Genomic DNA, 25600 nt, shown 5'->3' on the forward strand with positions numbered 1-25600 from the left:
GAATATCAAATGATTAGAATGATGGTGGTTGATGATGAACCGGTGATCCGGGAGGGGATCGTAAGGGCAGTGGACTGGGAGAGCCTGGATGTGCAGGTGGTGGGGACTGCGGGGAACGGAAGGGACGGTATGGCAAAAGCCCTGACGGAAAAGCCGGATATTGTGATCACGGATATCAGGATGCCCATTGTGGACGGGATCCGTTTTGCAAAGGAATTAAAGGAAAAGCTTCCCAAGGTAAGGGTGGTGTTCCTTACGGGTTACAGCGAATTTGAGTATGCCAGGGAAGCCATACGCCTGGGAGCGGCGGATTATCTGTTAAAGCCCATTAACACAGAGGATCTGACAAAACTGGTCAGGAAGCTGGCTGATCAGGTCCGTCAGGAAAATGCCACTGTTGTCAGCAGGACCCAGAAGACCGTGCTTTTAAAGGAAAACCTTCCCATGATGCGCAACCGCTGTGTGAAACGCTATTTCCAGGGAGAGATTGGTGAAACTGCCTTTACAGAGCAGGCAGGGGCCCTGGGCATGGACTTTTCAGGGCAGGAGCATCAGATCATTATTTTCTGTATTGACTATTATTATCAGCTGATCGCAAGCGGGGAACGGGAGGCCGGGCTTTTAAAATATGCCATGTCCAACATTGCCGAGGAAGTGCTGGGAGCCTGCGGCAGTGCTGTTATCTGCGATGAGGGCGAGGCCAGGGTGATGGTGATCCTGGGCACGGACCAGGAGACAAAAAAGATTACCAGGTGCTGCAAGGAAGTCCAGTTCTGTATGCGCAAGTACTACGGGGTCTCCATATCCGTGGGCATTGGAAAAAAGGTAAAGGCCATACAGGATCTTAAGATTTCCTACCGGTCAGCGGACGAGGCTGTGGAGGAGAGGATCAAACAGGGGAGCAGTCAGATCATTGTAAGGGAGGGCGATCCCAGAAACGGGTCTGAACATGCCAGGCTGTTCCTTACCCCTGAGGAGGAGCAGGAGATCAGCGATGCGGTGAGACTGCTGGATAAAAACAGGGTTTATGATGCGCTGGAAATGGTGTTCCAGAAATATGTGATGGAGCAGGACCTGGGGCGCAGGGGAACGGAGCAGTTTTGTATGTATCTGGTGCTGATCGCCATGCGCCAGCTGGAGCATTTTTCCGTGTCGCCGGAACAGGCGCTGGGAAAAAATTATTATTACTACAATGAGATATCAAAGTATGAAACGGCACAAGATCTGGAAATGTGGATGAAGGACATATACAGCGAGTCTCTGGCAGCCGTGGACCGGCAGAGCAACGGCAAGTACAAGGGGATTGTGGCAGGAGGGCTTGCCTATGCCATGGAACACTTTTCCGAGAGCATCCAGGTGGGGGATGTGGCCCAGGCCGTGTATGTGACCCCCAATTATTTCAGCCGCGTGTTCAAGGAGGAGACAGGTGAGAATTTTACGGACTGGCTGAATAAATACAGGATCGAACAGGCCAAAAAGCGGATGGACGCGGAGCCTGAGACAAAGGTTTACGCCATTGCTGAGGAGACAGGATTTAGCGATTACAAATATTTTGCTTTTATCTTTAAGAAATACACAGGATTTACTCCCACTTCCTACCGCAACCGTTAAGTGTAGAATATTGGACAGTAGTGTAGAATCTATGGTTTTTGTTTTCCTTTGGATCATTATAATGGGATTATCAGTGGGATCAAGGAGGAAGACATGAAGCAGGAAAACAGGAAGCAGGAAGATAAGAAACAGTTTTTATTCGGCGCGGTTTATATCATTGAACAGGATTACACACAGGAGGAGATCCGCAGGGATCTGTCTCAGATGCAGGAATACGGGTGTAATCTGATCACGCTGTGGCCGGTGGGAAACCCATGGCTGGCAAAGGATTCTCATGAGTGGGTATTTGATCAGACCAGAATGGTACTGGATGAGTGTGAAAAGCTGGGTATGAAGGCCATCCTTCAGCTCTTTGGCCAGAATCAGGCCCAGGAGTTCATGCCTGACAGTGCCCTGACCAGCGAGATGATGATCCATGATGAGCGGGGAGAACATTTTAACGAGAATTGTTTTTGGGCCAACCTGAATCACCCTGTGGTAAGGGAATACATTGATGTATTTTTCCGGGAAGCCATCAATGCCTTTAAGGACCACAGTGCAGTATACGGATATGATGTGTTTAACGAGGCACATTTCAGAAGCGATGACAGGTATACCATTGGGAAATACCAGGAGTGGCTGAAGGAAACATATGGGACCATTGAACACCTGAACCGGGTATGGTACCGCAGGTATGAGGGATTCTCACAGATTTTCCCTGAAAAAAGACGGTCCGCCTACAGCATATGGAGCAGCATCATGCCGGATCTGGAGTATGAGCGGTTCCGCAGTGTGACTTTGACGGAAATCTGCAGATTCCTATATGATACGGCCAGGAAATACGATACCAGCCATCCCATTATCATAGACGGGACCAGCGCCCAGATCCTGTCAGGGGATGTGACCCTTCGCAATAATGATGAGTTTGCAACAGCAAAAATACCGGATATCTATGGCTCCACCTTTTATCCCAAGAGCTGGGGGCGCAACTACAGGAATACGCCGTGGACCATGTCCATGTACTACAGCATTCCGGCCGGGGCGGCCAGAAAGGCGGGCAAGCCCTACCTGGTCAATGAGCTGCAGACCCATACCCAGTCTGTGCTCACACCGGGATCCGAGGTTACCGGGCAGGAGCTGTATGACTGGATCCTGATGTGCATGTTCACCGGAGCCCAGGGCATGCAGCTGTGGAGATGGCGTCCCTTCCTCCATGGATACCAGTCCACGGGACGGGGACTTACAAGAATGGACGGGACGCCCAATGAAAAGGCGGAGAAAGTGAAGGAGCTGGTCTCCCTGATCCGCGCACAGGAGGATCTGTTTGGTGATTTCTCCATTGCAAAGCCCATGGTGAAAATAGCTGTCTCCTATTCCTCCAGGCTGTATTTTGATGCGTTTTTAAAGTGGAATAACAGTTTCTGGAGCGAGGATGTGGAAGGATGGTACCGCCTGTTCTGGAATCACGGGGGGCTGCCGGAATTTACAGATCTTGAGGACCTGAATGAGGAGGATACAGGGGTCATCGTGCTTCCCTCCATCCTGAGCATCAGCAGTGATATGGCTGACAGACTCACCCGGTTTGTGGAGCAGGGCGGCCTCCTGATTGCGGACGCAAGGCTGGCAAGCGTTAATGAGTACGGGGAGGTGCCCTGTGAAGGGATTCCGGGAAGGAAGCTGAGCAGCCTCTTTGGTCTGGTGGAGACGGACGTGGATTCAGGTCATTCCTTCTGCCTGGGAGGTGAAAGGATCCCCTGTAATTTCATGGAGCAGAAGCTGGAAGTCCGGGAGGATGCCCAGGTACTGGGAACCATGGAGGACGGAAGCCCGGCCGTGGTGCTCCATGGATTCGGTAAGGGAAAGACCCTGTATTTTAATTCCTTCCTGGGTGTGGAGCTGAAGAAAAACAGCATCAGGGAAGTGGAGGACACGGTGATGCCCCTTGTAAAGGAGTGCTGCCCGGATATGGTGACTGTGCAAAAGGGAGAACGGGTCCATGTGAGTTTTATCAGGGCCGGAGAGTGGTCCGCGGCGTTGGTGATCAACTTTGATACCGTAAAGCAGCCGGTTTGTATCCAGGGGCTTCCGGAAGGTGTTTCCATTGAAAATGTAATGACAGGGGCCGTGACCGCTGCAGGTCCGGCCGCGGAGTTCACAGTTCCTGAAAATACAGCATATATTTACCGGTGGCAGGAGGATGAGCTGTGATACTGGTCTTTGATGTGGGAGGGACCGGTGTCAAGTATGGGGTGTCGGATGAACAGGGGAGATTCTGCCTGAGGGATTCATTTGAGACACCGGCAGCCGGCCTGGAAACATTTTCAGATAAGATCCGGGAGATTTTCCTCAAAACCTCAAAGCAGTGGGACATACAAGGCGCGGCTTTCAGCTTTCCCGGGGAAGTCCACAGCCGGGAAGGAATCATCAGGGGGATCAGTGCAGTCCCCTACATACATGATGTAGAATTAAAAAACCTGCTGTCACAGCGCCTGGGCGGTCTTACGGTAACCATGGCCAATGATGCAAAATGCGCCGCCATGGGGGAACTGTGGAAGGGTGTGGCCAGGAACTGTAAAAACGTGGTATTTGTTATCTGCGGCACAGGGATCGGAGGAGCTGTGGTGGAACATGGACAGCTCTACAAGGGAGTTACCATGAACCGCGGGGAGTTTGGAAATTTCCCTATGGGGGGATTTAAGGACGGGGTACTTCTCACCTGGAGCGATTACACATTGGAAAAGCAGGCAAGGAAATACAGGAAGCGCAAAGGCATTGAAGAAATTGTCACGGGAAAGGAACTGGTTTGCCGTTCCATGGATGGAGACGGGCTGGCCACAGAACTTTTGGAAGAATTTTACTATTGGATGGCTGTGGGATGCATTACCCTGGAGTTTTCCTTTGACCCGGAAATGATCGCCATTGGCGGAGGGATCAGCGCCAATGCGGATATCATCCGGGGGATCCGCCTTAAGACAGAGGAACTGCTGGACGGGCAGAGATCGGGCTATCTGAGGCCCAATATCTGTGCATGTACCAACGGGAACCAGGCAAACCTGTACGGAGCGCTCTATTATTATCTATACCATGATCAATTGGAACATACAATATAAATGAAGGAGAGTAAGGTTATGACATATCATTTTCCAGAAGGTTTTTTATGGGGAGGAGCCAGTTCCGGTCCCCAGTCGGAAGGAGGAAGCAGGGAAGGGCACAGGGTGGCCTCTGAGTGGGATTACTGGTTTGACAAGGAGCCGGAACGCTTTTTCGGCCAGGTGGGGCCGTCAGTGACCTCTGATTTTTACCACAAGTACCCTGAGTACATAGAGAAGATGAAGCAGGCAGGGATCAAATCCTACCGCACCTCCATTCAGTGGAGCAGGATCATTTGCGGCTGTGACGGCAAGGTGAATGAGGAGGGGATCCGTTTCTATGACCAGGTGATCAATGCCTTCATAGAAAACGGAATTGAGCCCATGATGTGCCTTCACCATTTTGATCTTCCGCTGTATTGGGTGGAAAAAGGCGGTTTTGAAAACAGGGAGACAGCATACGCCTTTGCGGCATTTGCAGCAGTCTGCTTTGAGCGTTTCGGGGACCGGGTGAAGTACTGGACAACCTTTAATGAGCCGGTTATCATCCCGGAAACCGGATACCTGTACCAGCGGCACTATCCGGCTGTTTGTGATGCTGCAAAGGCAGCCCAGGTGGGCTACCATGTGCAGCTGGCCAGCAGTCTGGCGGTTGCGGAATTCAGAAAAAGCAGGTGTGACGGAAAAATCGGCATCATTATTAACCTCACCCCCACCTACTGCCAGGATCCGGACCGGGAGGAAGACCGGAAAGCGGCGGACACCCTGGATCTGATCTTTAACCGCTCCTTCCTGGATCCCTCGGTAAAGGGAACGTATCCCCAGGAATTGACAACCCTTTTAGAGGCGGAGGGGATCCTTCCTAAGACCAGGGAAGGGGACATGGATATCATCCGGGAGAACACGGTGGACTATCTGGGGGTGAATTATTATCATCCCAGAAGGGCAAAGGCCAGGACCACTGCCTATGAGGGACCGCTGATGCCGGAGAAATACTATGAATCCTATGAGTTTGAGGGGCAGAAGATGAACCGCTCCAGGGGATGGGAGATCTATGAGCCTGCGATCTATGATATTGCAATGAATATTAAGGAAAATTATGGAAATATCCCATGGTATATCTCTGAAAATGGGATGGGAATCCAGGACGAGGAGCAATACATAGGGGAATCAGGCATGGTGGAGGATGATTACCGCATTGAGTTCATCAAGGAGCATTTAAAGTACCTTCACAAAGCCATATCAGAGGGATGCAATTGTTTTGGGTATCATCTGTGGGCGCCATTTGACTGCTGGTCCTGGATCAATGCTTACAAGAACCGGTATGGGCTTTTGCGGGTGGATATCCATGACGGATGCAAAATCACCATGAAAAGATCCGGACACTGGTTTAAGGAACTGTCCGATCACAATGGATTTTAGGGAGGAGTACATGGATCAAACGCAGGTTAGCAGTGGATTGCAGGTTAGCAGCAGATTGCAGGTTAGCAGCAGATTGCCGGTCAGGCTGGACCATGCAAGGGCCTGGAGGACGTATCTGGGAGGCAAAATGCTGGATGAGTTCCACGGATGCGCGGTTGGAACGGACGGACATTTCCCCGAGGAATGGATCGTTTCCCTGGTCGCTGCCAGAAACCCGGGTCGGGAGTCTGTAAAAGAGGAGGGCATGAGCCATGTACAGGGAACGGATATCACGCTGAGATCAGTGATCCAGTCTGATCCGTCTTCGTTCCTTGGTACAGACCATGTGAAACGCCTGGGAACTACCATGGGCGTGCTGGTAAAACTCATTGATTCCGCGGAGCGGCTGGCTGTCCAGGTGCACCCTGACAGGGATAAGGCAAGGGAGCTGTTCGGATCCGAATACGGAAAGACGGAGTGCTGGCATATTCTGGGCGGCCGGACCGTCAATGGAGAAAAACCGTGTGTATACATGGGATTTAAGGAAGGCGTCACAAGACAGCAGTGGATGGGCCTGTTTGACCGGCAGGATATAGACGGGATGCTTCAGTGCCTGCACCGGTTTGAGGTGGAGCCAGGGGACACGGTACTGATCGAGGGCGGCGTTCCCCATGCCATTGGGGCAGGGTGCTTCCTGACAGAAATCCAGGAACCAACGGACTACACCATATGGGTGGAGCGGGTGACACCCTCCGGGTACAGTGTGGAGGACGCGATGTGCCATCAGGGCCTGGGATTTGAGCGGATGTTTGACTGCTTTCATTATGAAGGTCTGTCCCGGAAAGAGACAAAGAAGCGCTGGTTTTTAAAGAGAAGAAAAAAGATAGACTGCAGGGAGGGAAGGGTGGATACCCTGGTGGGATATGAAGATACGCCCTTTTTCTCCATGGACTGCCTGACCATCCCCCCACAGGGAGAGGGCCTGCCCCTCCGGGAAGACGGCTTACGGATCCCCAAAAATGGGGACTGTTCCGGCCTGTATGTGCTGGAAGGAAAGGGCGTCATAAGGATCGGTGAAGACGTTCTGACACTGGATAAGGGTGAGCAGTTCTTTCTCCCCGCTGCCATGGATGGGTTTACCCTAAGCGGGACAGGGGGAGAGACTCTGAAACTGATTCGGTTTTTCGGCCCCGGCTGACTTAGGATATGTCACAGGATCTCGGCAAACTGCGCGTGATAGAGCTGCTCATAATAACCCTTCTTTTCCAGCAGCTCATGGTGGGTGCCCTGCTCCACGATATTGCCGTCCCGCATCACAAGGATCAGGTCGGCGTTGCGGATGGTGGACAGACGGTGTGCGATGACAAAGGAGGTGCGGCCCTTCATGATATTCTGCATGGCATCCTGGAGCATGTGCTCCAGACGTGTGTCTACCGAACTGGTGGCCTCGTCCAGGATAAGGATGGGCGGGTCGCACAGCACGGCCCTGGCAATGGTGAGAAGCTGTTTCTCACCCTGGGAAATGTTGCTGGACTCCTCGTTTAGTATCATGTCATAGCCCTCCGGAAGGGTGGTTATGAAATGGTGTACATTGGCTATCTTTGCGGCCCGGATGATCTCCCCGTCCGTGGCATCGTCCTTTCCGTAGGCAATATTTTCACGGATCGTGCCCTTAAAGAGCCAGGTGTCCTGAAGCACCATGCCGAATTTGGAACGCAGGTCCTTCCGCTTCATATGGCGGATGTCAATGCCGTCAATAAGAATGGCGCCTGACGTTACATCATAAAAACGCATGAGAAGATTGATGAGGGTGGTTTTTCCCACACCGGTGGGTCCCACGATAGCAACCATCTGCCCGCTTTTTACATTGGCGTTCAGCCCCTGGATCAGGGGCTTTTCTGCTGTGTAGGAGAAATGTACGTCATCAAAGACTACATTTCCCTCAACATGCTCCGGCGCCGGGATACAATTGTCATCCTCTGTTTCCTCCTGCTCATTTAAGAATTCAAATACACGGTGTACGGCCGCGGCGGAGGACTGGAGGGCGGAGGACAGCTGGGTCATCTGTGAAAGCGGCTGGTTCACCTGCCAGATGTAACGGATAAATGCCTGGAGCTGTCCCACCGCGATGACTCCGGACAGGGCATACAGGGCGCCCATGATGGCGATACATCCAATGCCCACATAGGTTATAAAGGATACCAGCGGGGACATCAGGCCGCTGATGAACTGGGCCTGGAAGCCGTTGCGGCAGAGTTCGTTGTTGGCCTTCATGAAGTCTGAGAGGGCATCCTCCTGCTTCCCAAAGAGTTTGATCTCATTAAATCCCGTAAAGCTTTCCTGCACCACTCCGCTCAGCGCACCCAGGGCATTCTGCTGCTTCTCAAATAGGGGCTGGGATTTTTTTACGATCAGCTTGGATATAACAACAGAGCCAAGGATGATCAGCATGGAGGCCAGGGCCATTTTCCATTGAATGGAAAACATCATGGCGACAGCCAGGGTGAGCCCCAGGATGGCATTGAGTATCTGGGCAAAGCTCTGCTGCAGCGCATTGGATATGGTTTCCATGTCATTGGATACGCGGCTCATGGTATCCCCCAGGGGATTCTGGTCAAAATAGGAGATGGGCAGGCGTCTGATCTTGCTCTCCACATCATTCCTCAGGTCCACCATGGCGCTTTGGATGGCATCAGTGAGCAGGAACTGGTAGGAGCAGTTGCACAGGGCTCCTGTGAGGTAAACTACCAGCAGAGTGGCTACGATCCTGTAAATGACAGCGAAGTTGACCCCGTGTCCGGCCGTCACATCGTTAAACAGCTGGGTGGTGATCATGCCCTCCAGGGTTGGACTGATGGCGATCAGGCAGGAGGCCGCAATGATCAGCAGGATGGCTCCTGTTATTTTAAAACGGTATGCTTTCAAATATGGAATCAGGCGTTTCATTCCTGTATTGTTTTGTTTCATTGTGCTAATTCCTCCTCTGACAGCTGGCTGGTGGCGATCTCATGGTAAATACTGCAGCTTTTAAGAAGTTCCCTGTGGGTTCCCATGCCCACCACGACCCCCTCGTTGAGGACAATGATCTTGGTGGCGTCCATAATGGATGTGACCCTCTGGGCCACGATCAATGTAATGGCACCCTTTGTCTCCTCTTTTAATTTTTTTCTCAGGTTTGCGTCTGTTTTAAAATCCAGGGCGGAAAATGAATCATCAAATATATAGATATCGGGCTTACGCACCACGGCTCTTGCAATGCTGAGCCTTTGGCGCTGGCCGCCGGACACATTGCCGCCGCCTTCCTCGATCATTTCATCAAACTGGTGAGGTTTTTCCGTGATAAAATCATAGGCCTGGGCCACTTTTGCGGAGTGCTCCACCTCGGACCGCACTGCATCGTGTTTGCCGTAGCGGATATTTTCCGTGATGCTTCCTGTAAACAGCAGGGCCTTTTGGGGAATGAACCCGATCTTTTCCCTCAGGGCCTTTAAATCATATTTGCGCACATCCACATTGTCAATGCGGATGCTTCCTGAGCTGATGTCATAGAACCTGGGAATCAGGTTGATCAGCGTGCTTTTCCCGCTGCCCGTGCTGCCGATAAAGGCAACGGTATCCCCACGTCCGGCTTCAAAGGTGATGTCCCTGAGAACAGGGGCTTCCCCGTCCGGGTACTGGAAGGATACATGGTCAAAGACAAGGGTGCCGCTTTCATCCCCTGAGAGCACGGGATTTTTAGGATTCTGGATCAGGGGCTGTTCATCCAGAAGTTCCTTGATCCTCCTGGCGCTGATCTCGGCCCTTGGATACATGACAAACACCAGGGAGAACAGCATCATGGAAAACATGGCATGGAACATGTATTCCTGGAAGGCCACCAGATTGCCCACCTGGAGGCTGCCCATGTCAATGAGCCTGCTGGAGAGGATAAATACTATGGATACGGCCAGATTCAGCAGCAGAAAGAAGGATGGCTGGGTCACCGACATCAGCTTAAACAGCTTCCTGGCATTTTTGGCATAATCCTCATTGGCATCGGAAAAACGCTCCGTCTCATATTCATCCTTACAGAATGCGCGGATCACACGGACACCGGTAAGGTTTTCCCTGGTAATCCTGTTCAGGCGGTCCAGCCCTTTCTGCTGTCTGGTACTGATGGGGTTGCTGGTCCTGGCAACCAGATACACGCCCAGGCAGATGACAGGAACACATCCCCCTATGACCATGGACAGGGTCACGCTGGTGCGGATGACCATGAACATGCTGATGATGATCATAATAGGGGTGAGCAGTGCGGTGCGCAGTATGATATTAATGAACTGCATCAGGATGAATGCATCATTGGTGGTCCTTGTGATCATACTGGATATTCCGAACTTGTTATATTCCGTGTGGGAAAATTCCTGGGCCTTTCTGAAGATGTCATTGCGGATATCTCTGGTGATCCTGGTACTCACCTGGGAACTGCAGTAAGCCAACAGGACGTTCCCGATCCCTCCGGCAATGGCCACGGCCAGGATGGAGGCTCCCATTTTGTAAATATAGGCGCGGTCATTCAGCACAATGCCGTTGTCGATCATCCTGGATACAATGGTGGGAATGCCAAGCTCCGCGGCGGCAAAGCCCAGGATGGCCAGGATATTAAAAAATACATAAGTTTTATAGCGTTTCAGATAATGTAGGATCAGATACATCTGGACACTCTCCTTTCAGTTGGAACAGCCGGATCTGCTTTACTGCTCCGGATAACCGTACTATTGTAAGGTATAGTGTAACCCGATAGTCAATAGGATATTTGGAATTTTACCATTTGGAATTTTAGTTCCGTCAATGGCTTATGACAGTTCCAGCTGCAACCCACAACAGCTCCGGCCGCGACTCACAACAGTTCCAGCCATGCCTCATAGTAGTCGCAGCGGTATCCCTCGCTGGCTGTGAGAAGATACCGGCCGGCCAGAGCCCCGGTCTGGTATCCCATCCCGCGGGCTGCCTTTACAAAGTCCCGGGCATTGTGGGCAGAGGGGAGGGCTGCGTTTACCTTGAGGATACCTTTCAGATAAAGGCAGGGAACGGCATCTGCGGGGCGGAGGATGGTGCCGGTAATGGCCGTATCCGGACCGTCAGGTAAAATGCCGGATGGTGCCGGGTCCAGGAATACCCCGTACTGTGTCTCCTGTGATGTCTCCGGACGGATCAGAATCGCGGTCTGGTAGGGATCGTTTACATAGACCTCAAGGGCATGCTTATCATCTGATGCAAACAGCTTCATGGCGGGGAGCCGGTCCGTGGCCGTCTCATAGTGAGAGTGGTCCATCTCCAGGATGTGGCGGACCATGGCCTGCCGTGTGTGCAGCTTGTCCAGGGTCCGGCGGATCAGGACGATCTGCTCCTCCAGGTGCTTTGCATTGGCGTCCAGGGTTTTGCCCACCTCTTCCACGCTCATTCCGGGAATGGCCTTTATTTCCTTAATGGACAGGGAAAGGCTCCGGTAAAACATTACATCGCAGATATCCACCATGGTCTGGGAGGTGGGACGGCGGTAATTGTTATCAGCGGTGCGCTCAAATCGGACCAGTCCCTCATCATCCCAATACCGCAGGGCGGAGGAGGGGATGTGGAAGAGTTCGGATACTTCCTTAATCCGGTTGATCTGCTTCATGTTTTGTTTCATTCATTTGCCTCCAATTCGTATCAGTGTACTCTCATAAAAAGTATTCTCATAAAAGGGTATTCTCATAATAATGTAATTGACTTTCAAGTAACTTTAAGGTTTATACTGGTGTAAGTGTATCAGAGAAATGGAGGTTTGTCATGTTAAAACGTTTTTTTAAAGCGGTTTTGCCGTCCATGCTTGCATTTGCATTTTCAGGACTATATACCATTGTGGACGGCTTTTTTATAGGAAGGAACATTGGTGACCTGGGGCTGGCGGCTGTAAATATCGCTTATCCCATGGCCGCGCTGGTTCAGGCGGCAGGCACGGGGATCGGGATGGGAGGCGCTGTCTGGATCACGCTCCACAGGGGAAAACAGGAGGAAGGGCAGGAGATGGAGTGCCTGGGAAATACCATGACCCTGCTGCTGTCAGGCGGCCTTCTTGTGATGGCGCTGCTGTTTGGGGTATGCGGTCCAGTGCTCCGTATATCAGGGGCAGAGGGACGGGTATACCAGGAGGCCATGATCTACATTCAGATCCTGGCAGGCGGCTCCCTGCTGCAGTTTTTTGCAACCGGGTTTGCGCCCCTGATCAGGAATTATGACGGAGCGGTGACCGCCATGATCTCCATGATCGCCGGGTTTGTCACCAATATTGTGCTGGATTACCTGTTTGTGGCCGTGTACCATTACGGAGTTGCGGGAGCGGCCGCGGCCACGGTGATCGGACAGGGGGTGACCGTGGTTCCCTGCCTGGTCTTTATGTGGTCCAGGATCCGCGGGCTGAAAAAGAAGGACTTTATCTTAAAGGGGAGCCAGGCTGCAAAAATCATAGGCACGGGTATTTCACCCTTTGGGCTTACTATTTCCCCATTTATTGTGATCATGCTGATCAACAGGAGCGCGTCCGTGTACGGCGGGGAGGCGGCTGTGGCTGCCTATGCGGTGGTCTCCTATGTGGTGGCCATTGTACAGCTGCTCCTTCAGGGGATCGGTGACGGCAGCCAGCCCCTTATGAGCTTTTATCTTGGGATCGGAAAGCCGGAATTGGCCGGAAAGGTCAGAAACATGGCGTATATTTTTGCCGTCTCAGTGGCATTGGCCAACGCGGCAACGCTGTACCTGCTAAGGGAAATGATACCCGGGTTTTTCGGAGCGTCCGGCCTGGTTTCATCCATAGTGGCAGGAAGCCTGCCGGTGTTTTCCCTGGGGTTTATCTTCATTGCCTTTTGCAGGACAACAACCTCCTATTTTTATGCCACCAAGCGGAACCTGTTCTCCTATGTCATGGTGTATGGGGAACCTGTGGTCTTATGCCTGCTTCTGTTTTTTGGGCTGCCGCCCGTCATGGAACTTTATGGGGTGTGGCTCTCGGTTCCACTGACCCAGGCGGTGCTGGCAGCTGCCGGCATGGCGCTTTTGCGAAAGGAACAATCCCTTTGCAGCAATTATGTAGCGGAATGATTGTGGATAATAGATAAAAAAATACAGAACAAGTTCAGAAATCACGACAATATTACTCGAAACACGGTTTTTCCCCTCCATCTTTTCTGATATGATGAAAACATCAGAAAAGATAGGAGGGGTATTTATTATGAAGAAAAAACTGGCACTATTGTTGGCATGCACCATGGCAATGAGCCTTACCGCATGCGGCGGCGGAAAGACCGAGACTCCAACCACAGCAGCTCCCGCAACAACTGCGGCAACAGAGGCATCCAAGGAGGAGACCAAGGAAGCGGTAGCAGATACCACAGCGGCGGAGGCGGCAGGCGGTGACATGGACGCTCTGATCGAGGCTGCAAAGGCCGAGGGCGAGCTGACCGTATACGGTTCCTGTGAGGAGGAATATCTGTCAGCGGCATGCAAGAACTTTGAGAGCCTGTATGGAATCAAAACCAAGTACCAGAGGCTTTCCACCTCAGAAGTTTACACCAAGATCTCTGAGGAAGCCGGCAAACCTTCTGCCGATGTATGGTTCGGTGGAACAACCGATCCCTATAACGAGGCGGTAGCAGACGGGCTTTTGATGGAGTACGATGCCATCAATGCAAAGAACCTGATCAATGACAATTACAAGGATCCTACCAATTGCTGGTATGGGATCTACAAAGGAATCCTGGGCTTCATGGTGAACACCGAAGAACTGGACCGCCTTGGCCTGGAAGCTCCCAAGACATGGGATGACCTTACAAAGGAAGAGTACAAGGGCCTGATCATGCTGTCCAACCCCAATACCGCAGGAACAGCAAAGCTGCTGATCAACACCATGGTTCAGATGAAGGGCCATGACGAGGCAATGGAATACTTTAAGAAACTGGACAAGAACATTTCCCAGTATACCAAGTCCGGCTCCGGCCCATCCAAGATGGTAGGCCCAGGTGAGTGTGTCATCGGTATCGGTTTCCTCCATGACGGTATTTATCAGATCCTTCAGGGATATGACAATATCCAGCTGATCGTACCCGAAGACGGAACCTCCTTTGAGGTTGGCGCAACTGCGATCTTTAACGGATGCACCCATCCAAACGCAGCCAAGCTGTGGATCGAATACGCACTGTCTCCTGACTGTGTGGACCATGCAAAAGAAAATGGCTCCTACCAGTTCCTGGTTCTGAGCAATGCGACCCAGCCAGAGGAAGCAACCAAGTTTGGTCTGGACATGAACAATACCATCGATTATGACTTCGAGGATGCAAAACAGAACAGCGCCAAATATGTAGAAGATTTCTTTGAGGCACTGGGAAGCTCTGCAGACAGCGCAGACAGCAGCCGTTTCCTGACTGAGTAATCGATCCGAGAATGATAGTTTAGGTTATTGAGGGAGTGCTGCGTAATGCGCCAAACGTACATTACGCAGCATTCTCTGCTTTAACAGACATGTAAATGGGGAGCGCACAGGCGTTCCCGGACAGAAAGGGGGGCCTCATCGTGGCCAGAAAGCAAAGCGCAGAGCTTGAGCGCAAGAAATTTTTCTCAGACCCCATCCTGGTGAGCATGATCGTGGTACTGCTCATCTTCCTGGCGCTGTTTATCCTGTATCCTCTTTTTATGCTGTTGGTTGACAGCTTCCGTACAGAGGAGGGCGGTGTCACTCTGGATGTGTTCAAACGGGTCTTAAGTCTGGAACGGTTTCAGAAGGCATTTAAGAATACGGTGGTGCTGGGCCTGATCACAGGGTTTACGTCCACTGCCATCGGACTTTTATTCGCCTATGTGGAGGTTTATGTAAAGCTGAAAACAAAGATACTGGAAAAGCTGTTTTCCCTGGTATCCATGCTGCCCGTAGTGTCCCCGCCTTTTGTGCTGTCCCTTTCCATGATCATGCTGTTCGGGCGCAGCGGCATCATCACCCGGTCCCTGCTGGGAATCTATGATTCCAATGTGTACGGGTTAAAGGGGATCGCCATTGTGCAGACCCTGACCTTTTTCCCGGTGTGCTACCTGATGTTAAAAGGCCTTTTGAAAAATATCGATCCCTCTCTGGAGGAAGCCACCAGGGATATGGGAGCGACCAGGTGGAAAGTGTTCACCAGCGTGACATTCCCCCTTCTGCTCCCCGGACTGGGAAATGCTTTTCTGGTCACCTTCATCGAGTCTGTGGCCGACTTTGCAAACCCCATGCTTATCGGAGGTTCCTACGATACATTGGCAACCACCATCTATCTCCAGGTCACAGGCGCCTATGACTCCACCGGAGCGGCTGCCATGGCCGTGGTGCTGCTTTCCCTGACCGTGGTGCTGTTCCTGATCCAGAAGTATTATCTGGAAAAGAAGACAGCGGCTACCCTGACCGGCAAGGCATCCCGCATGAGGATGCTGATCGAGGACAGGAGCGTGACCGTGCCTTTGACCATATTCTGCGGACTGGTGGCGGCCTTTGTCCTTCTGATGTACATCATGGTTCCCTTTGGAGCCATGTTCACCCTGTGGGGCAGGGATTACAGCCTGAGCCTTAAATGGTTCCAGTATATGTTTAAGACCAGCGGGTTAAAGGCGTTTAAGGACTCCTTCGTGCTCTCAGCCATTGCGGCCCCGCTGACCGCCTTTTTATCCATGGTGATCTCTTACCTTGTGGTCAAGAAAAAATTCAAGGCCAAGGGATTCATTGAATTTGTATCCATGCTGGCCATGGCGGTTCCCGGTACGGTCCTGGGCATCGGATATATCCGCGGCTATGCGAGGGGGCTGTTCGGAACAGGCATCATGAGCGGCCTCTACGGCTCAGGTCTGATCCTGATCATTGTGTTCATTGTGCGAAGCCTTCCCACCGGCACCAGAAGCGGTATCTCCGCCCTGCGCCAGATCGACAAGTCCATTGAGGAATCCGCCTATGACATGGGAGCGGGTTCCGCCAAGGTGTTTATGACCGTAACCCTGCCGCTGATCAAGGATTCATTCTTCAGCGGGCTTGTGACTGCATTTGTGCGCAGCATCACGGCAATTTCCGCCATTATCCTGCTGGTGACACCGGACTTTCTGCTTATCACCTGCCAGATCAATGAACAGGCGGAAAAAGGCAATTACGGCGTGGCCTGTGCTTACGCAACCGTGCTGATCATCATTACATACGGCGCTGTGCTGCTGATGGATACGCTGATGAAGTTCTTTGGTGTCAGCAGGAAAATTAAGGCAGAGGAATAGAGGGAGGAAGATAACATGGAAAAACAGAAAAAAGGCGTCCGTCTGGACCACATTTCCAAAATATATACGGATCCAAAAACAGGAAAAGAGTTCTATGCAGTGCAGGACACAACGCTGGACATAGAGCCGGGATCCTTTGTCACCTTGTTAGGGCCGTCCGGCTGCGGAAAGACCACCACCCTTCGTATGATCGCCGGGTTTGAGAGCCCGGACGAGGGGGATATCTTCCTGGGGGATGAGAACATCAATGCCCTGACGCCCAACAAAAGGGATACGGCCATGGTGTTCCAAAGCTACGCCCTTCTGCCTCATTACAATGTGTTTGACAATGTGGCCTATGGCCTTAAGATACGCAAGCTTCCCAAGGAGGAGATCCATGAGCGGGTCATGAATATCCTTAAGCTGGTGGAGATGGACGGAATGGAATCGCGTATGACCAACCAGCTGTCCGGCGGCCAGCAGCAGCGTGTGGCCCTGGCCAGGGCCCTGGTGATCGAACCCAGCGTTCTGCTGTTTGACGAGCCGTTGAGCAACCTGGATGCCAAACTGCGCGTGACCATGAGAACGGAGATCCGAAAGATCCAGCAAAAGGTGGGGATCACGGCCATCTATGTAACCCACGACCAGTCCGAGGCCATGAGCATTTCCGATAAGATCATTATCATGAGTCAGGGCAAGGTGGAGCAGATCGGCACGCCCAGGGAAATCTATTATCATCCCTCCTCCAAGTTTGTGGCTGACTTTATCGGAGAGGCCAATTTCCTGGATGCAAAGGTGAAAACCGTGAACGGTGAAAAGGCTGTGATCGATGTGGTGGGACAGGAGCTGGAGGTTAACAACTTTGCCCACGCAGAGCCGGGGGCGGATGCCACTTTGGTGATCCGGCCTGAGGGAGCAACCCTGGCGGAACAGGGGCTTTTAGAGGCAACGGTCAGTCTGTCCACCTTCATGGGTTCTTATCAGTACTATGAGGTTATGGTGGGAGCCATGCTGCTGGAGATCACGGACTATAATCCGGTGAACCGGCGCATCTACGAGGTGGGTGAGAAGGCGTATCTGGATTTCGACCCCAAGGGGGTTTACATTCTTTAAGCCGGTTGATACAATAAAATGATGGAACAGTTCAGGACCGGTTTTTCCGGTCAAGAAGATAAGCCTTTCAGAACAGTTACGTTATGGCACATGTTCGTATCATACCAGTGAGGATCGTGAAACCGATGAAAAAGAATTGGAACATATATATGGCGGCCATAGGGATTGTCCTCTGCCTGGCGGGATGCGCAGGCAGCGGGCAATCCGCGGCCGCGGAAGGTGAGACGGATGAGGTGCTGGTGATATACTGCCCTCATCCGTTGGAGTTTATAAACCCCATTGTGTCGGAATTTGAGAACAGGACCGGGGTGAGGACCTATGTACAGACCGGGGGCACCGGGGAACTGCTTCAGATGGTGGAGGAGCACCGGGAGCCGGCCTGCGACATTTTCTGGGGAGGTTCCCTTTCCACCACCAGCCCCAGGCAGGAGCTGTTTGAACCCTATGTAAGTAAAAATGAGGACATGGTGCGGGAAGAATTTAAGAACCCGGGAGGCAGCCTGACCCGTTTTACGGACATGCCCAGCGTGATCATGGTGAATACCAATCTGATCGGGGACACGGTGGTGGAGGGGTATGAAGACCTGCTGAAGCCGGAGCTCAGGGGAAGGATCGCCATGTGCAATCCCTCCACCTCATCCTCTGCCTATGAGCATTTGATCAACATGCTTTATGCCATGGGGGACGGGGACCCGGAAAAGGGATGGGATTATGTGGAGCAGTTCTGCCGGAACCTGGACGGAACCCTCCTTGGCGGCTCGGCTCAGGTTTACCAGGGAGTGGCAGAGGGACAGTTTGCGGTGGGGCTTACCTTTGAGGAGGGAGGGGCCCACTATGTGGCCCAGGGGGAACCGGTCCGGTTGGTTTATATGAAGGAGGGCGTCATTTCCACCCCGGATGTGGTGGGCATTGTCAAGGGCAGCCGCAATATGGCGGACGCAAAGGATTTTGTGGATTTTGTCACGGGAAAGGATGCCCAGACCGTGATCGCGGACCGACTGGTCCGCCGTTCGGTGAGAAAGGATGTGGAGGAGCCGGAGTATCTGCCGGACAAGGATAAAGTACATATCATCTATGATGACCTGGACCTGGTCAACAGCAGGAAAATGGAGTGGCTGGAACGGTTTGCAGAGATTTTCCGGCGTGTGTCCGATGGAGGGCAGGCCGGATGAAGAAGGAGAAATATTTCAGGGATGAACTCCAGCACATGTTCATCTCCTATGCCATTGTGCCGGCTGTGATCTTCACCCTTCTGTGCGGCCTGTTCTTTATGGCGGCCCTTCTCCACGGGAGAAGGAGCATCACGGAGGAGAACAACGCCTATGCGGCCGCACAGCTGGAGCAGATCCTAAAGCGGTATGAGGACGGGATCAAACAGCTGTCCGCCAGGCCGGAAATGTTTGGGGAAACCATGGACACCAGGAGCAGGGCCGGAATATTTGAGGAATTCTATGGGATCACCAACAGCCTGGATGTAAAGGGAGACCTGTTTGTCATGGACCGGGACCGGAATATCCTTTTGTCCAGCCGTGGGGACCGGCCGGCTTACCTGGACGTGCCGGAGGGGGTGTCGTGGGGGATCTTCTGGTATATGGACAGCCGTCCGGGACAGACCGCGGTAAAGCTGGTGGAGGGATGGCGGAGCCAGCAGAGCACCATTGCCCTGGGACGGAGCGTGGAGCGGGAGGGGCAGACCGTGGGATATGTGGTGTGCGCCATTCCAGGCAGCCAGATACAGCAGATACTGGACCGCCTGGAGACCCAGACCATTATTACGGACTCCTATGGGTGGGTGTTTGCTGGCAGCAATTATAACTTTATCAGCAAAAGCAACCAGGTCCTGGGGGTTCTGGAGCGGGCCGGACATTATCTGTCCTATGACAAGCAGATGTACCTGGTGTCCGGCAGCCAGGTGTACCACCGGCTGTTCAACATCTACTCCATCTCGGACATACAGAACATTGTTATTTCCCTGTCTCTCAGCAGCATGCTGGTGATCACGGCCCTGATCTTGATGACACTGTGGATGCTGTTCCGGGCCAGGAAGGTGACGGAGACAAAGACCGAGGACTTTTACCGGATTCTGGATGTGATGGAAAATACCAGGTCCGGCGACCTGGAAAGTTCTATCCAGATCGACAGCGACAATGAGTTCCGCATTATTGCAGATGCGTTCAACGAGACCATCGGCAGCCTGAAGCTGCAGATGGAGAATAACCGGAAGATGACCGAACTGGTGGCAATGGCCCAGAACAAGCAGCTGGAGTCCCAGTTCAACCCCCATTTCCTTTACAACACATTGGAGAACATACGTTATATGTGTAAGCTGGAACCGGCCACAGCGGAGCGAATGGTATTTTCCCTGTCCAACCTGCTGCGCTACAGCCTGGACGGCAGCAAGGACCAGGTGACCCTGAAGGAAGATATGGAGCATCTGGAAAATTATCTGACCATTCTAAAGCGCCGGTTCGGCCCCCGTCTTGGATTCCAGGCGGAGATCGAGCCGGAAGCCATGGAGTGCAGGATCCCCAAGCTGGTCCTTCAGCCCATGATCGAGAACTCGGTAAAATACGGGTTCGGGAACCAGCTGAACCTGAAGGTGGAGATGAAGGTGTATATCCATGAGGGAAAGCTGATGATGATCTGCCGTGACGATGGGGTGGGCATTCCCCAGGAGACACTTAGTGAACTGAACGCCATGCTGGAGCAGAAGGAAAATACCAGCCGGCATTCAGGCCTTTACAACATACACCGGAGGATTACGATCCTGTACGGAAGGCCGTATGGGGTGGAGATCCGGAGCACGGAGGGGCATGGGACCACCCTGGTTGTGACCCTGCCCGTGGTCCGGGAGGAAACGTAGAATCAGATACAGTACCCGGGTGTCCTATATTAGGCCCTGTGGGATGAGCAGGAGGAGGAAGCATGCTGCGCGTCTTAATTGCAGAAGATGAGGATATGATCAGGAAGGGGCTCGTGTATACCACGGACTGGCTTTCCATGGGCTGTGTGGTGGTGGCGGAGGCAGGAGATGGAAAAGAAGGGTTTGAGAAGATACTGGAGTGCCGTCCGGACGTGGTGATCACAGATATCTGTATGCCGTTTATGGATGGGATAGAGATGATAAAAAAGGCTTCGGAACAGGTGCGTTTTAAAAGTATCCTTCTGACCAGTTATGCTGATTTCGAGTATGCCAGAAGGGCTATTGAGGCCAGGGTGTGTGAGTACCTGCTAAAGCCCGTGGATGAGGAGGCGCTGGCAGACATCATGAAACGGCTGGGGGAGGAGATTGCCAGTACCAGGCAGGCGGAGTATGTGCTGGAACAGGCGGAGCTGGAGGGGGGAAGCATGAACCTGGAATATTACATGCAGCTGGATCTTTCGGAGAATCAGTATGTGTCAAAGGCCATCGGAACCATCAAGGAGCACTATGCCGAAAAGATCAGCATTGAGGGGATTTCAGAGGATCTGGGGGTCAGCGCCAGCTATCTCAGCCGAAAATTTAAGGAAGTCACAGAACAGACATTTCTGGACTTCCTCAACAAATACAGGGTACAGCAGGCGGTCATGCTGCTGAACACAAGACAGTACCGCATCAGTGAGATTTCCGAAGCCACCGGCTTTACGGATTATAAGCATTTCTGCTCCGTGTTTAAGAAGTATACGCTGAAGTCACCCACTAAGTTTATCAAGGGAATCTGAACAAGAGAGTCTGAACAACGGAGTCAGATCGATGGGTGTAGGGTGACATCAGATGATTTACGCATAGCGGTAGACGTCCTTCAGTTTCTTCATATAATAGATACTCAGTATCACTCCTCCGAACTCCGCAATGGGGATGGCCAGCCAAACTCCGTCAATACCGATCAGGAACGGCAGCACCAGAAGGCTTGTGATAATAAGGCCAAAGGTGCGCACAAAGGAGATGACAGCGGATATGCGTCCGTCTGAAAGGGCTGTAAACAGAGCCGAGGCAAAGATGGTCAGGCCTGAGAACAGGAAGCTGAAGGCAAAAATGGTAAATCCGTGTCGGGCCAGGGTGTAGACCGCTGTACCGGGCCTGGCAAAGACTCCCACCACCAGGCTTCCTGTGATCTGGGCCAGCAGGAATGTGGCCAGGGAGGTCACCGCTGTAAATATAAGGGAGGTCCTGAACACCTGCTTGAGCTGATTGTGGTTTTTGCTTCCGTAGTTAAAGCTGATGACCGGTGACACACCCTGTGAAAATCCCATGAACAGGGCGTTTAACAGGAACTGGGAGTACTGTATGATGGTGATGGCCGCAACACCGTCCTCCCCAGCAAAGTGCATCATGGCCAGGTTAAAGAGAAAGGTAATGATGCCGGACGACAGATTGGTCACCATCTCGGAGGAACCATTGATGCAGGTGTCTTTAAGTTCTCCCCGTTCCATGCGGGGACGTACCAGCCACAAGGACCTTCTGGAACACGCAAAGTAGAGAAGACCGATGACAGCCGGTATCATATATCCGGTCACCGTGGCAATGGCGGCTCCTGCGATCCCAAGTCCAAGGGGCACGATCAGCAGATAGTCCAGTAACGCGTTGCTGACTCCTGCCAGCAGGGTGAGGAACAGCCCGATCCCGGGGCGGCCTTCGGTGACAAAATACATCTGAAACAGGATCTGGAGCATAAGGGCCGGCGCAAATGCCAGCTGCCAGCGGAGATAGGTGACGCAATCCTCCAGTAAAAGTTCGCTGGCACCCAGGAGACGGGACAGGGGGACGGCCGCCAGATTCCCAAACAGGGCAATGACCAGCCCCAGCCCGATATTTAATAAAATAATGGTGGTGAAGGTCTGTCGGGCGCTGTCCGGCCGTCCTTCGCCCATTTTTTTTGCTACAATGGCGCTGCTTCCCGTGGACAGCATCACGCTGATACCCAGGACAATGTTGATCACAGGGTATACGATATTGATGGATGACAGGGCGTTGGTGCTGACATACCTGGACACGAACACACCATCCACAATGGTATACAGGGACATGACCACCATCATAATGGTAGTGGGAAGGGCAAACATAAGCAGCGACCCGAATGTGAATTTTTTAGATAACGAATGACTCATAATAAACTCCTGTTTGTAAACTGGCTCCCAACAAGAGAGCTGTTAAAAGGTTGCTAAATTCAGCCGCAGGTATTATCATATAGTATAGGGTTACCCGATAGTCAAGAGGAGATTGAATATGGAAAATCATTCAGAATTATATTTTACAACAGGAGAGTTTGCAAGGATACTGGGAGTGAAAAAACACACTTTGTTCCACTATGACCAAATCGGCCTTCTGTCCCCGGCCCTGAAGGGGGAAAACGGATACAGGTATTATTTTGTCTGGCAGATGGATGTGTTCGAGGTGATCAAGGCCCTCCAGAAGCTGGGCATGCCCCTGGAGGAGATCAAGGAATACATGGAGAACCGTTCCCCGGAGCGGTTCATGGCCATGATGGATAATAAGGAGGCGCAGATCGATGAGGAGATTGAACGCCTTAAGAACATGAAGCGGTTTATCCGCAATGAGAAGCAGAATATCAGGGAAGCGCTGACCACCAGCCTGGATACCCCAAGTCTGGTGAAGCGCAGGGCGGACTTCCTTCTGGTATCCGATGTCAGCGCCCAGGATGAGCGGAAGGTGGCGGTGGACATAGCGGAACACGTGAGGATGCAGGAGAAATACCACGGAGCCATGGGAGCCGTGGGCTCCATCTGCCTGGGGGAGGATTTGGAGCAGGGGATCTATGACCGGTATGTAAAAGTTTATACAAGGCTGGAGAAAAAAGCCTCGTCCTCCAAGGTCATGATGCGGCCGGGAGGAGACTATGTGGAAATGTGCCACAAGGGGTATAACTGGAATATGGAGATACCATACAGGCTGATCTCGGATTTTGCCAGGCATAGGGGGCTGTCCACCGGCCGGATGTGGTATGAGGACCTGATGGTGGACGAGCTGACCGTGACAGATTATGAGGATTATATTGTGAAAGTAATGGTCCCGGTGGAGGGAACAGAAGGTTAAAGAGATATAAAAGTCTCCTGACACACATGGACAAACCAGGAGCAGAAGGTTATAATAACAGTAGATTACTGGGAAAAGCAGGGGAATGCTGCCAGATGCCTGCAAAGGAGAAACTGTTATTATGAGATCAGCCATGTGGAGAAGAGTGGATATCCAGGTTTCCGTATTTACCGCTGTCATAGTGGCTCTTTTATCTTATTCCATATTTATGGTTCAGTATAAGATTACCTACCGGGATATGCTGCGCAGCCTGAATGACCAGGCGGAGCATATCTATACCTATATCGGGGAGCGCTTTGAACCGGATACATTTAAGCATATTTCCACACGGGAGGATGTGCTCAAGGAAAACTATACCAGGATGCATGACAGGTTCCAGCGGGTCAGGGAGATCACAGGGGTCATGTACCTTTACACTGCTAAGATGGACGAGAACGGGGAATTTGTGTATGTCATAGACTGTCTAGATCCGGGAGCAGAGGATTTCAGGTACCCCGGAGACCCCATTGAGCGGGAGATTTATCCGGACATGGAGCGCGCCATGCAGGGTGAAATCGTGATGCCGGAGGAGATCAAGAAAACAGACTGGGGAAAGATCTTCATTACATATATGCCCATCTATGAGGGGGATGAAGTGATCGGAGTGATCGGGATTGAGTTCAGGGCAGACCATCAGTACAGGACGTACCAGAACTTAAGGCGTGCCCTTCCCGTGTTTATCCTGCTGTTCAGCCTGATCGCCTGCCTGGTATCCAGGTTCCTGTTCCGGCGTATTTCCAACCCATTTTACAGGGACATGTCCAACATGGACTATCTGACCCAGCTTAAGAACAGGAATGCTTATCAGCTGGATATGAATAACCTGGAAGCCAAAAAGATGGAATCCGGGATCGGTTTTATCCTGATCGATCTGAACAGCTTAAAGCATATTAACGACACCTTGGGCCATGATGTGGGAGACCGGTACATCACATGTATATCCAAGGCCTATCTGAACATGCATACCGGGGAAGGGGTCATGTACCGTATTGGCGGTGATGAGTTTGTGGTGATGATGCCAAAAGCCACCCAGGCCGGGATCGAGGATTTTGTGGCGCGTCTTAAAAAGGAGTTTGACAAGCTGGCCTTTCGGCCGGAGTTTACATTCTCCTGGGGTTCGGCCATCTTTGATGAGGAGGCGGATGACAACCTGTTCAGTACATGCCGCAGGGCGGATAAGAACATGTATATGAAAAAGCAGAAATATTATGAAGACAAAAAGACGTAAGTGTACCCCGGGAGACTCCGAGAGTACACGAAAAAGAATAGGAGGATAATAATGGGACTGCTGGACAAGCTTCTGAAAAAGGGACCAAAGGCTGATTCGGTATCAAAGGGAGGAAGCCCGATCTATCATTATGATGAAAAGAAAGACAAGGAGTGGCGTCCCCCCCAGGCTTACGGGGAGTACGGGGAGGAGATCACCCGACATTTTGGCGCCCTGTTTCCGGACCGGGAGGAATTTGTGTTTCATGAGATATTGTCGGATCTGGTCCACATTGACGTGAATATCATGCGTCCCAGAGAGGACAAACCCTACTATGTGATGTACACCACCGGTATGAGCGACCTGCCCATGACCCTGCCTGAGGAGATCGCCCACAGGGAAGATCTAAAATATGGGGAACTTTTTATGTTCCTTCCAAAGGAATGGAACCCGGGGGAGACAGGGCAGCTGGACTCCGACATACCGGATTCCCAGTACTGGCCCATACGGCTGATCAAGTACCTGGCCCGGTTTCCCCATGAGTACGGTACCTGGCTGGGCTGGGGCCACACCATACCCAACGGCCCGGATTATGAACCCTTATGCCAGGATACCCGGATGGGCGGGGTGGTCCTGGTGCAGACCGGCGGTGACATGGGCTCCATGAAGGCGGAAGACGGGAGAGAGATCAACTTCTATATGGTGGTTCCCGCCTACAAGGAGGAGATCGAGTACAAGCTGGAATACGGCATGGAAGCACTGGATAAGCGGTTCTGTGACGGAAACCTGCCCATGGTGCTGGATATCCGCCGGCCCAATTACTGCGAGGATTTTAAGGTTTCATGACCC

The 25600-nt window shown here is 52.2% G+C and carries 19 protein-coding genes; 15 read left to right on the forward strand and 4 right to left on the reverse strand.

Features of this window, described 5'->3' with window-relative positions:
* Positions 1 to 9: 9 nt before the first annotated feature.
* The 5 genes from CLFS41_RS03385 (at position 10) to CLFS41_RS03405 (ending at position 7278) form a co-directional block, all read left to right on the forward strand.
* Positions 10 to 1611, forward strand: coding sequence for a response regulator (locus tag CLFS41_RS03385; protein WP_007869061.1), 1602 nt, complete (start codon positions 10 to 12; stop codon positions 1609 to 1611).
* Between the two features lie 93 nt (positions 1612 to 1704).
* Positions 1705 to 3798: a beta-galactosidase gene (locus CLFS41_RS03390; protein WP_045091454.1), complete on the forward strand. Its 2094-nt coding sequence runs from the start codon at positions 1705 to 1707 to the stop codon at positions 3796 to 3798.
* The gene (locus tag CLFS41_RS03395) at positions 3795 to 4700 is read left to right on the forward strand and encodes an ROK family protein (RefSeq protein ID WP_045091455.1); all 906 of its coding nucleotides are present in this window, start codon (positions 3795 to 3797) and stop codon (positions 4698 to 4700) included. The genes CLFS41_RS03390 and CLFS41_RS03395 overlap by 4 nt, the downstream gene beginning before the upstream one ends.
* Positions 4701 to 4718: 18 nt before the next feature.
* A complete protein-coding gene (locus CLFS41_RS03400; RefSeq protein ID WP_045091456.1) occupies positions 4719 to 6101 on the forward strand; it encodes a glycoside hydrolase family 1 protein in 1383 nt (460 codons plus the stop codon).
* 10 nt (positions 6102 to 6111) lie between these two features.
* A complete protein-coding gene (locus tag CLFS41_RS03405) occupies positions 6112 to 7278 on the forward strand; it encodes a type I phosphomannose isomerase catalytic subunit (protein ID WP_082082488.1) in 1167 nt (388 codons plus the stop codon).
* 11 nt (positions 7279 to 7289) lie between these two features.
* Here the strand turns inward: CLFS41_RS03405 and CLFS41_RS03410 are convergent, their stop codons facing one another.
* From CLFS41_RS03410 to CLFS41_RS03420, 3 genes are all read right to left on the reverse strand, one after another.
* Positions 7290 to 9047, reverse strand: coding sequence for an ABC transporter ATP-binding protein (locus CLFS41_RS03410; protein ID WP_045091458.1), 1758 nt, complete (start codon positions 9045 to 9047; stop codon positions 7290 to 7292).
* Positions 9044 to 10774, reverse strand: a complete 1731-nt coding sequence (locus CLFS41_RS03415; protein ID WP_045091459.1) for an ABC transporter ATP-binding protein — start codon at positions 10772 to 10774, stop codon at positions 9044 to 9046. Before CLFS41_RS03415 ends, CLFS41_RS03410 begins: the two co-directional genes overlap by 4 nt.
* Before the next feature lie 185 nt (positions 10775 to 10959).
* Positions 10960 to 11751 (reverse strand): MerR family transcriptional regulator, encoded by a 792-nt coding sequence (locus tag CLFS41_RS03420; protein WP_007869044.1) that lies wholly within the window; start codon positions 11749 to 11751, stop codon positions 10960 to 10962.
* A 140-nt stretch (positions 11752 to 11891) separates the two neighbouring features.
* Between CLFS41_RS03420 and CLFS41_RS03425 the strand changes: the two genes are divergently transcribed.
* From CLFS41_RS03425 to CLFS41_RS03455, 7 genes are all read left to right on the forward strand, one after another.
* The gene (locus CLFS41_RS03425; RefSeq protein WP_045091460.1) at positions 11892 to 13199 is read left to right on the forward strand and encodes an MATE family efflux transporter; all 1308 of its coding nucleotides are present in this window, start codon (positions 11892 to 11894) and stop codon (positions 13197 to 13199) included.
* 130 nt (positions 13200 to 13329) lie between these two features.
* Positions 13330 to 14526: an ABC transporter substrate-binding protein gene (locus CLFS41_RS03430; RefSeq protein WP_045091461.1), complete on the forward strand. Its 1197-nt coding sequence runs from the start codon at positions 13330 to 13332 to the stop codon at positions 14524 to 14526.
* A gap of 140 nt (positions 14527 to 14666) precedes the next feature.
* Entirely contained in the window at positions 14667 to 16379 is a 1713-nt protein-coding gene (locus CLFS41_RS03435) for an iron ABC transporter permease (RefSeq protein ID WP_007869037.1), read from the forward strand.
* Positions 16380 to 16394: 15 nt separating this feature from the next.
* Positions 16395 to 17471, forward strand: coding sequence for an ABC transporter ATP-binding protein (locus tag CLFS41_RS03440; RefSeq protein ID WP_007869034.1), 1077 nt, complete (start codon positions 16395 to 16397; stop codon positions 17469 to 17471).
* A gap of 125 nt (positions 17472 to 17596) precedes the next feature.
* Positions 17597 to 18643 (forward strand): extracellular solute-binding protein, encoded by a 1047-nt coding sequence (locus CLFS41_RS03445; RefSeq protein ID WP_045091462.1) that lies wholly within the window; start codon positions 17597 to 17599, stop codon positions 18641 to 18643.
* A complete protein-coding gene (locus CLFS41_RS03450) occupies positions 18640 to 20334 on the forward strand; it encodes a histidine kinase (RefSeq protein ID WP_045091463.1) in 1695 nt (564 codons plus the stop codon). Before CLFS41_RS03445 ends, CLFS41_RS03450 begins: the two co-directional genes overlap by 4 nt.
* A gap of 62 nt (positions 20335 to 20396) precedes the next feature.
* The gene (locus CLFS41_RS03455) at positions 20397 to 21173 is read left to right on the forward strand and encodes a response regulator (RefSeq protein ID WP_007869029.1); all 777 of its coding nucleotides are present in this window, start codon (positions 20397 to 20399) and stop codon (positions 21171 to 21173) included.
* Between the two features lie 57 nt (positions 21174 to 21230).
* On the opposite strand, the gene CLFS41_RS03460 is transcribed toward CLFS41_RS03455, so the two are convergent.
* The gene (locus CLFS41_RS03460; RefSeq protein ID WP_045091464.1) at positions 21231 to 22559 is read right to left on the reverse strand and encodes an MATE family efflux transporter; all 1329 of its coding nucleotides are present in this window, start codon (positions 22557 to 22559) and stop codon (positions 21231 to 21233) included.
* Between the two features lie 118 nt (positions 22560 to 22677).
* Between CLFS41_RS03460 and CLFS41_RS03465 the strand changes: the two genes are divergently transcribed.
* From CLFS41_RS03465 to CLFS41_RS03475, 3 genes are all read left to right on the forward strand, one after another.
* A complete protein-coding gene (locus CLFS41_RS03465; RefSeq protein ID WP_007869024.1) occupies positions 22678 to 23505 on the forward strand; it encodes a MerR family transcriptional regulator in 828 nt (275 codons plus the stop codon).
* A 121-nt stretch (positions 23506 to 23626) separates the two neighbouring features.
* Positions 23627 to 24772 (forward strand): diguanylate cyclase, encoded by a 1146-nt coding sequence (locus tag CLFS41_RS03470; protein WP_045091465.1) that lies wholly within the window; start codon positions 23627 to 23629, stop codon positions 24770 to 24772.
* 51 nt (positions 24773 to 24823) lie between these two features.
* Positions 24824 to 25597, forward strand: coding sequence for a suppressor of fused domain protein (locus CLFS41_RS03475; protein ID WP_045091466.1), 774 nt, complete (start codon positions 24824 to 24826; stop codon positions 25595 to 25597).
* The last annotated feature ends 3 nt before the right edge of the window (positions 25598 to 25600 follow it).

Source organism: Clostridium sp. FS41, from assembly GCF_000954015.1.
Lineage (GTDB): Bacteria > Bacillota > Clostridia > Lachnospirales > Lachnospiraceae > Enterocloster > Enterocloster citroniae.

What these genes read in the sequence shown, in the direction of transcription:
- CLFS41_RS03425 (WP_045091460.1), top strand. Translation starts at nt 11,892, where the DNA reads ATGTTAAAACGTTTTTTTAAAGCGGTTTTGCCGTCCATGCTTGCATTT.
- CLFS41_RS03385 (WP_007869061.1), top strand. Translation starts at nt 10, where the DNA reads ATGATTAGAATGATGGTGGTTGATGATGAACCGGTGATCCGGGAGGGG.
- CLFS41_RS03415 (WP_045091459.1), bottom strand. Translation starts at nt 10,774, where the DNA reads ATGTATCTGATCCTACATTATCTGAAACGCTATAAAACTTATGTATTT.
- CLFS41_RS03460 (WP_045091464.1), bottom strand. Translation starts at nt 22,559, where the DNA reads ATGAGTCATTCGTTATCTAAAAAATTCACATTCGGGTCGCTGCTTATG.
- CLFS41_RS03470 (WP_045091465.1), top strand. Translation starts at nt 23,627, where the DNA reads ATGAGATCAGCCATGTGGAGAAGAGTGGATATCCAGGTTTCCGTATTT.
- CLFS41_RS03420 (WP_007869044.1), bottom strand. Translation starts at nt 11,751, where the DNA reads ATGAAACAAAACATGAAGCAGATCAACCGGATTAAGGAAGTATCCGAA.
- CLFS41_RS03465 (WP_007869024.1), top strand. Translation starts at nt 22,678, where the DNA reads ATGGAAAATCATTCAGAATTATATTTTACAACAGGAGAGTTTGCAAGG.
- CLFS41_RS03450 (WP_045091463.1), top strand. Translation starts at nt 18,640, where the DNA reads ATGAAGAAGGAGAAATATTTCAGGGATGAACTCCAGCACATGTTCATC.
- CLFS41_RS03405 (WP_082082488.1), top strand. Translation starts at nt 6,112, where the DNA reads ATGGATCAAACGCAGGTTAGCAGTGGATTGCAGGTTAGCAGCAGATTG.
- CLFS41_RS03430 (WP_045091461.1), top strand. Translation starts at nt 13,330, where the DNA reads ATGAAGAAAAAACTGGCACTATTGTTGGCATGCACCATGGCAATGAGC.
- CLFS41_RS03440 (WP_007869034.1), top strand. Translation starts at nt 16,395, where the DNA reads ATGGAAAAACAGAAAAAAGGCGTCCGTCTGGACCACATTTCCAAAATA.
- CLFS41_RS03390 (WP_045091454.1), top strand. Translation starts at nt 1,705, where the DNA reads ATGAAGCAGGAAAACAGGAAGCAGGAAGATAAGAAACAGTTTTTATTC.
- CLFS41_RS03400 (WP_045091456.1), top strand. Translation starts at nt 4,719, where the DNA reads ATGACATATCATTTTCCAGAAGGTTTTTTATGGGGAGGAGCCAGTTCC.
- CLFS41_RS03475 (WP_045091466.1), top strand. Translation starts at nt 24,824, where the DNA reads ATGGGACTGCTGGACAAGCTTCTGAAAAAGGGACCAAAGGCTGATTCG.
- CLFS41_RS03445 (WP_045091462.1), top strand. Translation starts at nt 17,597, where the DNA reads ATGAAAAAGAATTGGAACATATATATGGCGGCCATAGGGATTGTCCTC.
- CLFS41_RS03455 (WP_007869029.1), top strand. Translation starts at nt 20,397, where the DNA reads ATGCTGCGCGTCTTAATTGCAGAAGATGAGGATATGATCAGGAAGGGG.
- CLFS41_RS03410 (WP_045091458.1), bottom strand. Translation starts at nt 9,047, where the DNA reads ATGAAACAAAACAATACAGGAATGAAACGCCTGATTCCATATTTGAAA.